The sequence below is a fragment of the Actinoplanes sp. CA-252034 genome, assembly GCF_050956125.1.
Classification (GTDB): Bacteria; Actinomycetota; Actinomycetes; order Mycobacteriales; family Micromonosporaceae; genus Actinoplanes.
Map to the genome: position 1 here is coordinate 2,476,838 of NZ_CP191846.1, position 13,799 is coordinate 2,490,636.

Below are 13,799 nucleotides of genomic sequence, written 5' to 3' on the forward strand. Positions count from 1 at the left end.
AGGCCGGAAGCCGGCTCCGCACAGATCGATGAATGTGGTTGCTTTTGGTCCCGTCGAGCGATGAGAGTATGTGGACGGTAGAGCCAGTCGCTCGACGGGGGGACGAGTGGGGAAGAGCCGAGGCATCAGCCGGTTCCCCCACCGTTGCGATTGATCCGCCGGGCATCGCATCGAGGGGGAGATGCTGCCGTGACGTCCTTGTTCGTGCGCCTGACAGCAGCGGCGGTCACGGTCGGCGTGGTCGTGGCGGGCACAGCCGTACCATCAGCGGCTTCCGGTATGCAGCACGACGGCGGCTATGCGGCTCTGATTCGCCGTGCCTCCTACGGTGTCCCGCACATCACCGCCGCCGACTTCGGGAGCCTCGGCTTCGGCACCGGGTATGTGCAGGCCGAGGACAACATCTGCGTCATCGCCGAGAGTGTGGTGACGGCCAACGGCGAGCGGTCGCGGTGGTTCGGTGCGGCCGGGCCGGACGACGCCAACGTGCGCAGCGACCTCTTCTACCGCAAGGCGATCGACGACCGCGTCGCCGAGCGACTGCTCGAGGGCCGCCGCGACGGTGTGCAGTCGCCGTCCGACGACGTCCGTGACCAGATCCGCGGCTTCGTCGCCGGCTACAACCACTTCCTGCGGCGCACCGGCGTACAACGCCTGACCGACCCGGCGTGCCGCGGCAAGGCCTGGGTGCGCCCGCTCTCCGAGATCGACTTCTGGCGTACCTCGTGGGACAGCATGGTCCGGGCCGGTTCCCGGGCACTGCTCGACGGCATCGTCACCGCAATGCCACCGACAGCAGCCGGGCCCGCGGAGTCCCCGGAGACTCCCGACGCCGCCGCGGTCGTCGCCGCCCTCGACGGGGCGAGCGCGGGCATCGGCAGCAACGCCTACGGCCTCGGCGGACAGGCCACCACCGACGGCAGCGGCATGCTGCTGGCCAACCCCCACTTCCCGTGGCAGGGCGCCGAGCGCTTCTACCGGATGCATCTCAAGGTGCCCGGCCGCTACGACGTCGAGGGCGCGGCGCTGATCGGCGACCCGATCGTCGAGATCGGCCACAACCGCACCCTCGCCTGGAGCCACACGGTCTCCACCGCACGCCGGTTCGTGTGGCACCGTCTGAGTCTCGTTCCGGGCGATCCCACCTCCTACTACGTCGATGGCCGGCCCGAGAGGATGCGCACCCGCACGGTCACCGTGCAGACCGGCAGCGGCCTCGTCAGCCGCACCTTCCACGACACCCGCTACGGCCCGGTGGTCGTGGTGCCGGGCGCCTTCGACTGGACGTCGGCCACCGCGTACGCCATCACCGACGTCAACGCGGGCAACAACCGCGCCTTCGACGGATGGTTGCGGATGGGCCAGGCCAAGGATGTCCGGGCGCTCAAGGCGGTCCTCGACCGGCACCAGTTCCTCCCCTGGGTCAACGTGATCGCGGCCGACGCGCGCGGCGAGGCGCTCTACGGCGATCATTCGGTCGTGCCCCGGGTGACCGATGCGCTCGCGGCCGCCTGCATCCCGGCGCCGTTCCAGCCGCTCTACGCCTCCAGTGGCCAGGCGGTCCTGGACGGCTCCCGGTCGGACTGCGCGCTCGGCGCCGACCCCGACGCCGCGGTCCCGGGCATCCTCGGCCCGGCCGACCTGCCGCTGCGGTTCCGCGACGATTACGTCACCAACTCCAACGACAGTCACTGGCTGGCCAGCCCGGCCGCGCCGCTGGAGGGCTTCCCGCGGATCCTCGGCAACGAACGCACCCAGCGCAGCCTGCGTACCCGGCTGGGGCTCGACCAGATCCGGCAGCGCCTCGCCGGCACCGACGGCCTGCCCGGCAGGGGCTTCACCACCGCCCGTCTCTGGAACGTCATGTTCGGCAACCGGGTGTACGGCGCCGAGCTCGTCCGCGACGACCTCGTCGCGCTCTGCCGGCGGCAGCCGACCGCGACCGCCTCGAACGGCGCGACCGTCGAGCTCACCCCGGCCTGCGAGGCGCTGTCCCGCTTCGACCAGCATGTCGACCTGGACAGCCGGGGCGCACACCTGTTCGCCGAGTTCGCCCTATCGGGCGGCATCAGGTTCGCCGACACCTTCGACGCCACCGATCCGGTGCGCACCCCACGCCGTCTCGACACCACAGATCCACGGGTACGGACAGCGCTCGCCGACGCCGTGCAACGGCTAGCCGGCATCCCGCTCGACGCGAAACTGGGTGACATCCACACCGACCGCCGCGGCGAACAGCGCATCCCCATCCACGGCGGCCGCGGTGAGGCCGGCGCCTTCAACGTGATCACCAACCCGCTCGTACCGGGCGTGGGGTACCCGCAGGTCGTACACGGAACGTCGTTCGTGATGGCCGTCGAGCTCGGCCGCCACGGCCCGTCGGGACGGCAGATCCTGACCTATGCGCAGTCGACGAACCCGAACTCACCCTGGTACGCCGACCAGACCCGGCTCTACTCACGCAAGGGCTGGGACACCATCAAGTACACCGAGGCGCAGATCACGGCCGACCCCCACCTGCGTACCTACCGGGTGGCGCAACGGGGACGCTGACGCATCTCACCCGGCCCGCCGGCATCACAGCACCCGATCGCTCAATGCGACAGCGCCGTCAAGGTCGTGCGGCATCGTGGTCATATGATCTTCGGCCTTCCTGATGGGGCGAAGACAGGCGACAATCTGTGGTCGCCGAACGTCTTTGATCGCCAGGGGACCAGTAGTGACCTTCAACGGTTTCATTTCGTACAGCCATGCCGCGGACGGCCGGCTGGCTCCCGCCGTGCAACGGGGCCTGCACCGCCTGGCCAAACCCTGGCATCGCCGGCGCGCCCTGTGGATCTTCCGGGATCAGACCGGACTGGCGGTGACCCCGGGGCTGTGGTCCTCCATCCAGACCGCGTTGGACGGCTCGGAGTACTTCGTGCTGCTCGCCTCGCCCGAGGCCGCGCAATCGCGGTGGGTGAACCGGGAGATCGAGCACTGGATCGCCACCAAGTCGGCCAATCGGATCCTTCCCGTGGTGACCGACGGGGAGTGGGCGTGGGACCAGGAACGTCACGACTTCACCGAGGACTCGACGGCGGTGCCCGCGACACTGCGGGGTGTGTTCGCCGAGGAGCCGCTTTTCCTGGATCTGCGGTGGGCGCGGGGCAGCGAGCATCTCAGCCTGCAGCATTCCCGCTTCCGGGACGGGATCGCCCAACTGGCCGCCCCGATGCACGGGGTGAGCAAGGACGAACTGGAGGGTGAGGACGTCCGGCACCATCGCCGGGCACGCCGGCTCGGGTCCGGGGCGCTGGCGACGCTGGTGGTGCTGACCCTGTGGGCGGTGCTGACCAGCGTGTCGTCGGTGCGCAACGCGGACCGGGCGACCGCCGCGGCAGCCGAGGCGTTGCATCAGCAAGAGGTGGCGGAGGTGCAACGCGGCAGCGCCGAGCGGTTCGCGCAGGAGGCGACCCGGCAGCAGGAGGTGGCGAAGGAGCAGCAGGCCCTGGCGGTGTCCGCGGCGACTGAGGCGAGGCGGTCGGAGCAGTCGGCGCAAGAGAAGCAATGGCTGGCGGATCAGGCGACCGCCGAGGCCCGGCGGCAGCAGCGGATCGCCGATCAGGCGGCGAAGCGGACCCGGACACTGCAGCGGCTGTCGAAGGAGGCCGGCCAGCGGACGCAGCAGCTGGAGCAGGAGGCGCAGCAGCTGGAGGCGGAGGCGCGGCGGTTGACGAAGATCGCCGAGGAGAAGCAGCAGGAGGCCGCAGCGGCGACTGCGGAAGCCACCAGGCAACAGGCCAAAGCGGACCAGCAGCAGCGGATCGCGATCAGTCGACGGCTGACGACTCAGAGCAAGGCGACGATCAGCAGCGATCCGAAGACGGCCCTGATGCTGGGGGCCGCAGCCCAGGAACTGCTGCCCGACGCCGTGACGCTCAGCGAAGTAACCGGTGTCGTCACCACGACGAAGTACGCCGGCACGATCAGCGACGTGACATCGGCCGTCTACGGGCCGGACGGCGTCTTGGCGGCTCTCGGCACCGACGGCAAGGTGTCGCTGTGGGACACGACCGACCGTGTGAATCCGACCCGGATCACCACACTCAACGGCCCGGTCGCGGCCGACACCCCGCTGGTGTTCAGCTCGGACGGGCGGACCCTGGTCGTTGTCGACCGGGAGGGCGCCGCGGTCCTGTGGGATGTGACCGACCGGTCCCGGCCGGCCCGGCTCGCCACGGTGGATCCCGACGGCTACGTGCAAGCGGTGGCATTCAGCGGGGACGGGATCACTCTCGCCACGGGCGACGGACGCGGGATCACGACCCTTTGGGACATGGCCGACCGATCCCAGCCCCGGGAACTCGCCACGATGGACAATTGGGTGCCCTATACGGCGGTCGATCTCGCGTTCAGCCCGGACGGCGCCACCCTTGTCGTGAACAAGACCCGATTCGTCGGGGCCTTCGACCTGAGCGATCGGACCGATCCCGTCTTCCTCCGCGCGATGGAGAGCTTCAGCGTCGAGTCGATGGCGTTCGATCCGACCGGCTCGACACTGGCCGCTGGGGCCTTCGACGGCGTGGTGAATCTGTACGACATGAAGCGTACGGCCACCGCCCAGGCCGAGCAGGACCGGATTGCGCCGCCGCCCATGCCACCCGAGGAGCCGGACACCGATCCGTACCGCCGCATGACCGGCCTTGCGGGTGCCGTCGACGCGATCTCCTACAGCGCGGACGGACACTATCTGGCCGCCGGTGACGGGCAGGGCACAGCGATGGTGTGGGACATGACGTACGCGGAGGGGCCCAGGCCGGTCATCACCGTGCGGGCCAGCGGCGCGATCACCGCAGTCTCCTTCGACCCGGACGCGCAAACACTGATCACCACCGACACCTCGGAGACGGCAACCCTCTGGAACGTCAGGCGGATCGGAGTTCCGGACCCGCTCGCCGCGCTCACCGTCCAGGGCGGGCAGATCCAGGCGGCGGCGTTCCGGCCGGACGGACGTTCCCTGATCGCCGCCGGCCCCGACGGCACGGCGAGCTCCTGGGACGTGACCGACCCCTCCCGGCCCGTCCCAGGCGCCGACCTGTCCATCCGCAGCGCACAGGTGCGGGCGGTGGCATTCAGCCCCGACGGCCGTACGGCGGCGGCCGTCGGGCGCCAGGACGGACAGGTGACGCTGACCGATGTGGCCCACCCGGACCAGCCGGTCGCGCTCCCGGGCCCGACCGAGCCCGCGTCAGAGACCAACGCGATGGTGTTCAGCCCGGACGGGCGCACCCTCGCCGTCGTCGCCGGCCCCACCCGACTGCTGCTGTGGAACGTCGCCGACCGGACCCGCCCCGCCCTGCTGGCCGAGCTGAACGGCGTCACCTTCGGGGCGGCGGTGGCCTTCAGTCCGGACGGGCGCACGCTGGCCACCGGCGGCGGCGATCGCGGCTTGACGCTGTGGGACGTGACCGACCGCACCACCCCCGTACGGCTCGGCACGCTGGCCGGCCACAACGGGCTGGTGGTCACCGTGGCCTTCAGCCCGGACGGGCACACCGTTGTCAGCGGCGGCTCCGACGGCCTGGCGTTGCTGTGGGACATCACCGACCGAGCCCGTCCGCTCCGGCTCGCCACGCTGACCGGCCACAAGGGCGAGGTGGCCACGGCGGCCTTCAGCCCCGACGGGCGCACCCTGGTAACCGGGGACGAAGACTACGAAGCGTTCCTGTGGGACACCGCCAACCCTGCCGGACCGATCCGGCTCGTCTCGATGCGTGGCCTCGGTGGCAAGGCGAAGGCGGTGCTGTTCAAGGGCGACGGGCGCACCCTGGCCGTCGCCGCCCAGTCCAGCAGCAAAGGGGCGACCGTCACGCTGTGGAACTACACGAAGCTGACCAAGCTCCGCGCTGACCCGGCCGTACACGCCTGCGCCATCACCGGCCGCGGCCTCGGTGCCGACGAATGGGCCCGCTTCATTCCCGAGCTTCCGTACCGGCGTACGTGCACCGGCTGACGGCTCGCCGCGAGTGCGCCGACCACGAACGCTCGCCGGGTCATGGTGCAGGCGGCGTGCAGGCGAAGGCGTCCCTCCTGATCGCCGGAGCTCCGAGGCGCGGCGGTGACACCGCGTTCGGAAATTCGGGCCGTGAACTGTCGGACCTTCCCGGTATGGTGAACGCCGCTCAGACATCGACGGGGAGAAACGTATGAGTTTGCAACGGTTGGCCGCCGCAATGATGGCGCTTACCGCCGCCATCGCGATCGGTGGCTGCACGACCGGCTCGGCCGGGTCTGGAGCGACCGGGCCCGGACGTACCGGGCCCGCACCGATCATCTCGGCTACTCCGACCGCCGACCCGCTCGACGAGTTCGTCGCCGCGACGGAAGCGCTCCAGAAGGAGTCGATGAAGGTCTCCATGTCGATGGCCTCCGTGCTGGAGGCGAGCGGGTCGTTCGACATGCCGGGCGGCAAGGCCGACATGACCATGCGTATGACGTCCGGCGGCGACACCGAGGAGTTCTCGATCCGCCTCGTCGGCAAGAAGCTCTACATGAAGATGGAGGAGATCTCGGGGCCGGACTGGATGTCCCTCGACGTGTCGGCGCTGCCGGCCGGCAACTCGCTGAATCCGAAGAACATGGTCAACACGCAGCTCTACGTCGACGCCGCCGTCGACGTGACCCGCACCGGCGACTCGTTCCAGGGCAAACTCGACCTCTCCAAGGCGCCGGACAGCGCCGACGCCGGGTTGCGAGCGCTGGGCAAGAAGGGGACCGTCGTTCCGTTCACCGCCGAGGTCGACGACAAGGGCCGGCTCACCGAGATCTCCCTCGACCTGACCGTGCTGCATGCGCAGGCGGGCAAGATGATCGCGAAGTACTCCGACTTCGGCACCGAGGTCAAGGTGGCCGCACCGCCCGCGGCCGAGGTGGCCCCCATGCCGAAGGAGATGCTCAAGATGCTGGCCGCCGAGGGGCAGACAGCCACGGCGTGATCGCCGGACTGATACCCGGATGGCGTGCACTCTTCTGGCGCCCCTCTGTGTCGAGAGACGAGGAGGAGCGGTGCTCTGAGGTGGCCTTCGGCGGGTCCGGGAAAGCGCCGGTCGTGTCCGGTGGCGGCTCGAGTCAGAGCAGCACCAGCTCCTGGGCGAGGGTGTCGGTCCACGTACGGCGGACGAAGTTGCAGCCGGAATGTTCGGCGAACTGCCGGGGTGTGCGCACCGTGCCGATGCCGAGCCGTTCGACGGGTGGGGTGTGCAGCATGTAGAGCACCCTCCGGCGGCTCAGTTCCTCGAGCCGGGCGCAGTCCTCGGCGGCATGGTCGCTCCAGTGCCGCGGCTTGTCCTCGCGAATGTAGTAGTGCCAGGTCAGGACCTCGGTCGGGTGGAACAGGTCGTAGCCCCAGGTGAAGGCCCGCAGCGCCAGGGTGATCTCCTCGCCGTGGAAGTAGATGTTCGGGTCGTAGGGCACCTCGACGGCGAACGAGCCCGGCGCGAAGAGGAAACCGGCGGCCAGGAAGTTCGCCGGCTTGGGCGGTACGCCCGGCGCGGCGCCCTCGATCAGGCGCTGACCGAACATGGGTATGCCGAAAGCCGTCCAGTCGTTGACGATGATCTCGGCCGGCTGCCCCTCGCCGGTGAACTCCTGATCCGGCTCGTAACTGGCCGGATACGCGGTGAGGACGGGTTTCGCCGCGCCGGTCTCGGCCGCCATCCGGAGCATCCGCGCGTCCCAGCCCGGGGCGAACCGGGTGTGGCTGTCCACCTGCAGCAGCCAGTCCTCGCCGCGGTACTGCTGGAACGTCTTGTCGCGGGCCCAGCAGGCGCCCCGGCTCTCCCTGGCGTCGTACTCCTCGATGTCGACCTGGGGTAGATCCCGGATCGCGGAGATGTCCTCGTCGCCGAGGTGCTGCCAGCAGACCGCGATGCGGATCTCGTCCGGCCTCGCCGCCTTGGCGATGCAGTCCAGCACCGTCGGGACCAGTTCCGGGTCGCGGTACGACGCGATGGCCACGAAGATCGTCACGGCACCGCCACCATCGCGTGCGACTGGAACAGCACCGCCAGGGCGCGATGCTCGTCGGCGGGGTCGGTCACCGGAAGCAGCCGGCCCCGCGACCGGATGTGCTCGGTGAGCTCCGGCTGCGGCGCCAGACCGTACTCCCGGGCGTAGTAGGCGACCGACTCGGGCCACAGCCACCGGCCGTCGGTGCGATAGGTCATCGGGACGACCGGGCCGCGATCCGGTCGCATCACGTCGGTCGTACGGGACGTGGTGGCCAGCACCGGGGCACCCGCGTCCAGGTAGGCCACCACCCGCGCGAGCTCCTCGCCGGACAGTCGCTCGCGCCCGTCGGTGAAACGTGCCCCGGCATCGTCCACGACGTCGAAGACCCGGGCGACCCGAAGCGGTTCGGTGTCCCGGTCGGCCCACAGCAGAGCGCTGGAGTTGCGGGCCGCGGCCTGGTACGGCGGCAACTTGTCACCGGTGACGTACGCCTCGACCAGGGGCGCCGTGATCCCGGCCGTGAGCAGCGCGCGCATCACCATGGCCGCCGCCGTGGCCGGTGAGCCCGACGTCTCGAGGACGTAGACCGGGGCGGGCGGGATCACCTGCGACGCCCAGTCCGGGGCGATCCGCCAGCTGCGCCACAGGGCCACCGCCCCGGGCAGGTCCGCGACGGTCCGTACCGCGACCTGGTCGGGCCCCTCCATCAGGCCGGCCCGGCCGATCAGATCGATCAGAGGCGGCGCCTGCCCGCCGAAGGCACGTTTGCCCGGCTGGGAGACGGTGAACGTGAACGCCAGTTCGAGAGTGCTCTCCGGCTCGGGAAGCGCGACCGTGCCGGTGTCGGCCAGTCGCAGCCTGGCCTCGGCCAGCATCGCGTCGGGGACCCGGCCGCCGAGGTTCAGCAAGGCGGTATGGAGCTGGTCCTGGTCGGTCATCCCGGCATTCGACCACGCCGGTCCGCGACCGTGCGGACCCGGGCGCAGCGCCGTGCCCCAACGGACCGCAAGCGGTCCCGTTCGTACCCGGCCTGCCCGGGCGCGGCGCCGTAACGGACCGCAAGCGGTCCGCCCTACCCCGCCTCGGCCTCTCGCGAGGAAGGGTGCGGGAGGGGAGGCGGGAGCGGGAGAGGAAGGGGAAGCGGCAGAGGAGGAGGGGGCGGGAGAGGGAGAAGAGGGCTAGGGCCCGGGCGTGGTCAGCGCGACCATGGCGCGGTGCTCGGCGACCGGAGACGGCTCGGTGAAGACGTGGTCGCGTTCGCGGATGTGCGCGAGCAGGTCCTCGTCGGGGCTGAGCGCGTAGGCGTTCAGATAGTGGATGACCGCGTCCGTCCAGATCCACGTGCCGTCGGTGCGGAAGCTCATCGGGATCACACCACCGGCGCCGGGATCGAACACGTCCGGCTCGGTGACGGCGGTGGCCGTCAGTACCCGCCCCTGCCGCAGGTAGTTCAGCACCCGGACCATCTCGTCACCGGCGCCCAGCAGCGGATGGCCGGCGTCGAAACGGCCGCCCGCAGCCGGATCCCAGGAATCGAAGACCCGTGCCACGGTCACCGGCCGCACCGGCTCGGCGGCCCACAGCAGGGCCGAGCGGCCCAGAGCCAGGCGCTGGTACGGCGGCAGGTCGACGCCGGGACCCCACACCTCGACCTGCGGGTCGGTGACGCCCGCCCGGGCCAGTTCGCCCTGCACCCAGTCGGCCGCGCCGGGCAGGCTCGCGGCGTCCGCACCGGCGTGTACCAGATAGACCGGGACGTCACGGCCCCCGGTGGTGGACCGCCAGGAACGCCACAGGCCGAGGGGACGGGTCACCTGGCCGAGCGCCTCCCGCGCGGCGCGATCCGCGCGACTGACCGTGTCGGCGGCGCTCAGGTCCAGAACCGTCGGCGTGGTCCGGGCGGGAGCGAGCACCGGCGCGAACAGGTAGGCCGGGCGCTGCGTCCCGTCCGCCGGCACAGCCCCGGCGAGCAGCGCGATCTCCGGCACGTCCGGCAGCATCCGGGCGAGCAGCCCGGCGTCCTCGGGACGGATCGGGATCCGGTCGGCGAGCACCACACCCAGCAGCGTGCGGGCGACCTCGGAGAGCCGGCCCTCGGCGAGCCGGGCACGCAGCAGGCAGACGACGTCGTCGGAGGTCCAGCCCGCCACCCGGAGCAGAAGCAGATGCAGGCGCGGCAGGACCCGGTCGCCGGGGGACATCAGGTGACCACTCCGGCACGCACCAGCGAGGCCAGCGCCCGGTGGACGGCGACGGCGTCCGCCGGGTCGTGCGGTTCGCGCAGGCGGGACCGCAAATGACTCAGTAGATCAGGATCGGTCAGCGCGGCCTCTTCGAGCACCCGGTCGGCCGCCGACGCCGGCCAGACCCACTCGCCGTCGGTGTGCAGGCCGGGCACCACGGCGGGCGCCGACCGCAAATAGGTGACCAGCGGCAGGACGTCGTCGTCGTCCACCGGCACGGAGGCCGGGCCGTCGGTGGCCAGCCGCACCTCACCGGCCGGCCACGGGGCCCAGATCAGGGCGGCCCGGGACCGCGCCGCCCACTGGTAGGACGGGAGCGGCAGACCGGGCTGGAAGACCTCGACCGGCGCGGCGTGACCGGCGGCCGCGAGCGCCCGCTGTCCCCGGACGGCGACCGTCGGCAGTTCCTCGACGGACTCCATCGTCTCGACCAGGTAGACCCGGACCGCGCTCGCCTCGTCGCCCGGCCCGACGGTGATCCGCCAGCAGCGCCACACTCCCGTCGTACGCCGGAGGTCCAGCACGTCGAGCAGGGCGTGGTCGAGGTCGTCGACCACACCGCCCGCCGTCTCGTCGACGACCGTGGGAGCCGACATCGTGTAGTACGGCAGGTCGGCCGGGGGGAACGGGATGAAGGGTGTCGCCACGGCGGCGTCCAGGTCGTCGTCGGCGGCCGGCGCGGGCAGCGGCGTACCGGGTGGCAGCAGCCCGGCCAGCGCGGTGATCTCCTCGGCCGCCTGCGGGAAGGCCCCGAGGAGACGGGCGGCACAGGTCACCTCGTCACCGTCGGCGACCAGCTCGCGCAGCTCGGCCAGCTCGTCGTCGGGGATCCGGCCGGCGGCGCGCAGGCAGAGCAGGTGCAGCATTCCGGCGCTCATCCGGCCGTCTCCCGCAGGAAGTCCACGGTCAGCCGGGCCGGGGCCGGTCCGCCCGGGTTGAACAGCGCGTCGTACCCCTCCCCGGCGGTGAGGGCGAGCAGCTGATCGAGGTCGGTCAGCCGCCAGTCCGGCGCGGCCACCCGCGATCGGTGCGGCGCACTGGTCGCCACGATCACGCAGCGCACGTCGTCGGGGGAGCGGTCCACCAGGGGATTACCGTCCCCGTTCATCGCCAGCTCGAACGTCGAGTCACGCAGCACGGTCCGCAGGCGCGTCATCTCCGTGTCACCGTCCAGGGCGAGCCGCAGCATCGCGTCGATCGGATCGGACGGGGACTCCTCGAAGTGCGGGAAGTACTCCGGGTTGCTGCGGAACCGGCCGGTCGTACCGTCCGGGCCGACCGGCCACATCCCGACGACCGCCTCGAACGGCGGCTCGGCGCCGTCCTCGTCGCTCTCCCACTCCGGGTCGACCAGCAGCACGACGTCGCCGGTCGGGGAGTCACCGGTCAGAGACTCCACGGCACCACCTCCAGGCGCTGGTCGCTCAACGACTCGCGGACCGTCCGGTACGCCTCGGTGATCTCCTCGTCGCTCATCAGCAGCGCCTCCCGGACGAAGTCGCCGATCAGCCGGAACGGCACCGCGCTGCCCGGGTTGAACAGCACGTCCACCCGGTCCGGCAGCAGCGACACCAACTCGGTCAGATCGATCCGGCGCCACTGCGGCGCGGTGGCCTGCTCCCGGCGGGGGCCGCTGGTGGCGATCACCATGCACGGAACGTCGTCCGGCGAACGCATGATCAGCGGACGGCCGTCGCCGTTGAGAGCCACCTCGAACAGCGAGTCGCGCAGGACCAGCTGAATCTGCTCGGCCCCGGCCCGCCCCTGAACAGCCAGCCGGAACAGCGCGTCGAGCGGGTCGGCGACGGCGTCGGCGTCGCGCGGAAGATAGTCCGGGTTGCCGCGGAACGAGCCGACGGTGCCGTCCCCGGCCACCGGCCAGACCCCGATGACCGCCTCGAACGCCGGGATCGTCGACGGCCCGTCCGGCGCCCAGTCCGGATCCATCAGGAGGAAGTAGTTCTCCGTGCTCATCGGGTGCCCATCTCCCAGGGGACGACCGCGACGCCCTCGGAGTCCCGGAACACCTCCTGCAACTCGGCGACCTGCTCGTCGCTGAGCTGTGCGGTGTGCCGCAGGAAGTCGCCGGTGAGACGGACCGGCGCGGGGCCGTTCGGGTTGATCATGACGTCGATGCCGTCCGCGAGCCGCTCGACGAGCGTCTCCAGCTCGATCCGGTGCCACTCCGGCGCGAACACCCGCTGCTGGTGCTGCCCCGACGTGGCGATGACCACGCACGGCACGTCGTCGGGGGAGCGGACCACCAGGGGGCGGCCGTCACCGTTCATCGCCAGGTCGATCAGGGTGTCCCGCAGCACCAGTTGCACCTGCTCCATCCGGGCGTCACCGCGCATCGCCAGGCGCAGCAGCGCGTCGATCGGGTCGGTCGGCGACTCCGGGCGCAGCGGAACGTACTCCGGGTTGCTGCGGAACCGGCCCATCGAGCCGTCCGCGTGCATCGGCCACAGGCCGACGACCGACCGCATCGGCGGCGTCTCGTCACCCTCCCGCCGCTCCCACTCCGGATCCATCAGCAGGAAATACGACTCTTCCGGCTGGTCAGTCATGATTCTCCGATCAGCCGCGCGTCAGCAGCAGGGCGAGCGCGCGGTGCTCCGCGGCCGCGTCCACGTCGACGGCGGCGTATTCGTTGGCGCGGATGTGGCCGAGGAGCTCGCGGTCCGGGGCCAGCGAGTATTCCCGCAGGTAGTAGGTGACGGTCTCGGTCCAGATCCATCGACCATCGGTGCGGAAGCTCAAGGGTACGACCGTGCCCCGCTCCGGTGAGACGACGTCGGTGGCACTCCTCGTGGTGACCAGAACCGGCTCACCGCCCTCCAGGTAAGCGGCGACCCGGTCCTTCTCGATCACGGACAGCCGCTCGTGGCCGGGGTCGAACCCCACTCCGGCGGCGCCACCCCGGTCGAAGACCCGTGCCAGCCGCAGCGGCGGCCGTTCATCACGGGTCCAGATCAGGGCGGAGGCCCCGCGCGCGGCGTGCTGATAAGGCGGCAGATCACCACCGATGGGGTACGTCTCCACCTGCGGCGCGGTGAGTCCCGCGTCGCGCAGGGCGGTCATCACCGTCGCGGTCAGCCTCGGCAGCGTGGCCTCGGCGGCTCCCGCTTCGAGGACGTAGACCCGGACCGGCGGGGCGGCCGGTGTCGGCATCCGCCACGCCCGCCACAACGCGCGTGCCGCGGGTTCGCCGGCGGCGGCGTCCGCGGCGGCCCGGTCCACCGGATCCAGGTCAGCGGCGGACAGGTCCAGCAGCGCGGGACCGCCCGGGTCGATCGAGGCGGCGAACGACCACGGGGTGACCACCGACTCCCGCAGGTCCGGGAGCGCCCCTTCGGCCAGCCGGAACCGGGCGGTGGCCAGCACCTCGTCCGGCACCCGGCCGGCGAGCCCGAGAAGCGCCCGATGGGCCCGCGCCACGGCGTCATCGTGGTCGACCATCGTTCTCCTCACCGCTTCGCCTGACCCGTCGGAAACGTATTCGACCACACCGGGGTCACCGAGCCGGTCGCTCACCGCGGGCTCTTGCCCGTACGGCACGCCTTC

At 71.3% G+C, this 13,799-nt stretch carries 11 protein-coding genes; 3 read left to right on the forward strand and 8 right to left on the reverse strand.

Going from position 1 to position 13,799, the window contains the following annotated elements:
• Nucleotides 1–189: 189 nt before the first annotated feature.
• The 3 genes from ACQPZW_RS11210 (at nt 190) to ACQPZW_RS11220 (ending at nt 6,977) form a co-directional block, all read left to right on the forward strand.
• A complete protein-coding gene (locus tag ACQPZW_RS11210; RefSeq protein WP_433794780.1) occupies nt 190–2,553 on the forward strand; it encodes an acylase in 2,364 nt (787 codons plus the stop codon).
• A 166-nt stretch (nt 2,554–2,719) separates the two neighbouring features.
• On the forward strand, nt 2,720–5,995 hold the full coding sequence (locus ACQPZW_RS11215) for a TIR domain-containing protein (protein ID WP_433794781.1): 3,276 nt from the start codon (nt 2,720–2,722) through the stop codon (nt 5,993–5,995).
• Nucleotides 5,996–6,188: 193 nt separating this feature from the next.
• Complete coding sequence (locus ACQPZW_RS11220; RefSeq protein ID WP_433794782.1) at nt 6,189–6,977, forward strand: hypothetical protein; 789 nt, start codon at nt 6,189–6,191, stop codon at nt 6,975–6,977.
• A 133-nt stretch (nt 6,978–7,110) separates the two neighbouring features.
• Here the strand turns inward: ACQPZW_RS11220 and ACQPZW_RS11225 are convergent, their stop codons facing one another.
• From ACQPZW_RS11225 to ACQPZW_RS11260, 8 genes are all read right to left on the reverse strand, one after another.
• Nucleotides 7,111–8,010 carry a GlcNAc-transferase family protein gene (locus tag ACQPZW_RS11225; protein ID WP_433794783.1) on the reverse strand — a complete coding sequence of 300 codons (900 nt, stop codon included), beginning with the start codon at nt 8,008–8,010 and terminating at the stop codon, nt 7,111–7,113.
• Nucleotides 8,007–8,930, reverse strand: a complete 924-nt coding sequence (locus ACQPZW_RS11230; protein ID WP_433794784.1) for a hypothetical protein — start codon at nt 8,928–8,930, stop codon at nt 8,007–8,009. Before ACQPZW_RS11230 ends, ACQPZW_RS11225 begins: the two co-directional genes overlap by 4 nt.
• A gap of 240 nt (nt 8,931–9,170) precedes the next feature.
• Nucleotides 9,171–10,193, reverse strand: coding sequence for a hypothetical protein (locus ACQPZW_RS11235; RefSeq protein ID WP_433794785.1), 1,023 nt, complete (start codon nt 10,191–10,193; stop codon nt 9,171–9,173).
• Nucleotides 10,193–11,113, reverse strand: a complete 921-nt coding sequence (locus ACQPZW_RS11240) for a hypothetical protein (RefSeq protein ID WP_433794786.1) — start codon at nt 11,111–11,113, stop codon at nt 10,193–10,195. Before ACQPZW_RS11240 ends, ACQPZW_RS11235 begins: the two co-directional genes overlap by 1 nt.
• Nucleotides 11,110–11,634 (reverse strand): type VII secretion system-associated protein, encoded by a 525-nt coding sequence (locus ACQPZW_RS11245; protein ID WP_433794787.1) that lies wholly within the window; start codon nt 11,632–11,634, stop codon nt 11,110–11,112. Before ACQPZW_RS11245 ends, ACQPZW_RS11240 begins: the two co-directional genes overlap by 4 nt.
• A complete protein-coding gene (locus ACQPZW_RS11250) occupies nt 11,622–12,209 on the reverse strand; it encodes a type VII secretion system-associated protein (protein ID WP_433794788.1) in 588 nt (195 codons plus the stop codon). Before ACQPZW_RS11250 ends, ACQPZW_RS11245 begins: the two co-directional genes overlap by 13 nt.
• Complete coding sequence (locus ACQPZW_RS11255) at nt 12,206–12,802, reverse strand: type VII secretion system-associated protein (protein ID WP_433794789.1); 597 nt, start codon at nt 12,800–12,802, stop codon at nt 12,206–12,208. Before ACQPZW_RS11255 ends, ACQPZW_RS11250 begins: the two co-directional genes overlap by 4 nt.
• Nucleotides 12,803–12,812: 10 nt before the next feature.
• On the reverse strand, nt 12,813–13,694 hold the full coding sequence (locus ACQPZW_RS11260; protein WP_433794790.1) for a hypothetical protein: 882 nt from the start codon (nt 13,692–13,694) through the stop codon (nt 12,813–12,815).
• Between the last annotated feature and the right edge of the window lie 105 nt (nt 13,695–13,799).

Excerpts from the sequence above, each read along its gene's own strand:
- ACQPZW_RS11250 (WP_433794788.1), bottom strand. The coding sequence starts at position 12,209 with ATGAGCACGGAGAACTACTTCCTCCTGATGGATCCGGACTGGGCGCCG.
- ACQPZW_RS11255 (WP_433794789.1), bottom strand. The coding sequence starts at position 12,802 with ATGACTGACCAGCCGGAAGAGTCGTATTTCCTGCTGATGGATCCGGAG.
- ACQPZW_RS11235 (WP_433794785.1), bottom strand. The coding sequence starts at position 10,193 with ATGTCCCCCGGCGACCGGGTCCTGCCGCGCCTGCATCTGCTTCTGCTC.
- ACQPZW_RS11260 (WP_433794790.1), bottom strand. The coding sequence starts at position 13,694 with ATGGTCGACCACGATGACGCCGTGGCGCGGGCCCATCGGGCGCTTCTC.
- ACQPZW_RS11230 (WP_433794784.1), bottom strand. The coding sequence starts at position 8,930 with ATGACCGACCAGGACCAGCTCCATACCGCCTTGCTGAACCTCGGCGGC.
- ACQPZW_RS11220 (WP_433794782.1), top strand. The coding sequence starts at position 6,189 with ATGAGTTTGCAACGGTTGGCCGCCGCAATGATGGCGCTTACCGCCGCC.
- ACQPZW_RS11240 (WP_433794786.1), bottom strand. The coding sequence starts at position 11,113 with ATGAGCGCCGGAATGCTGCACCTGCTCTGCCTGCGCGCCGCCGGCCGG.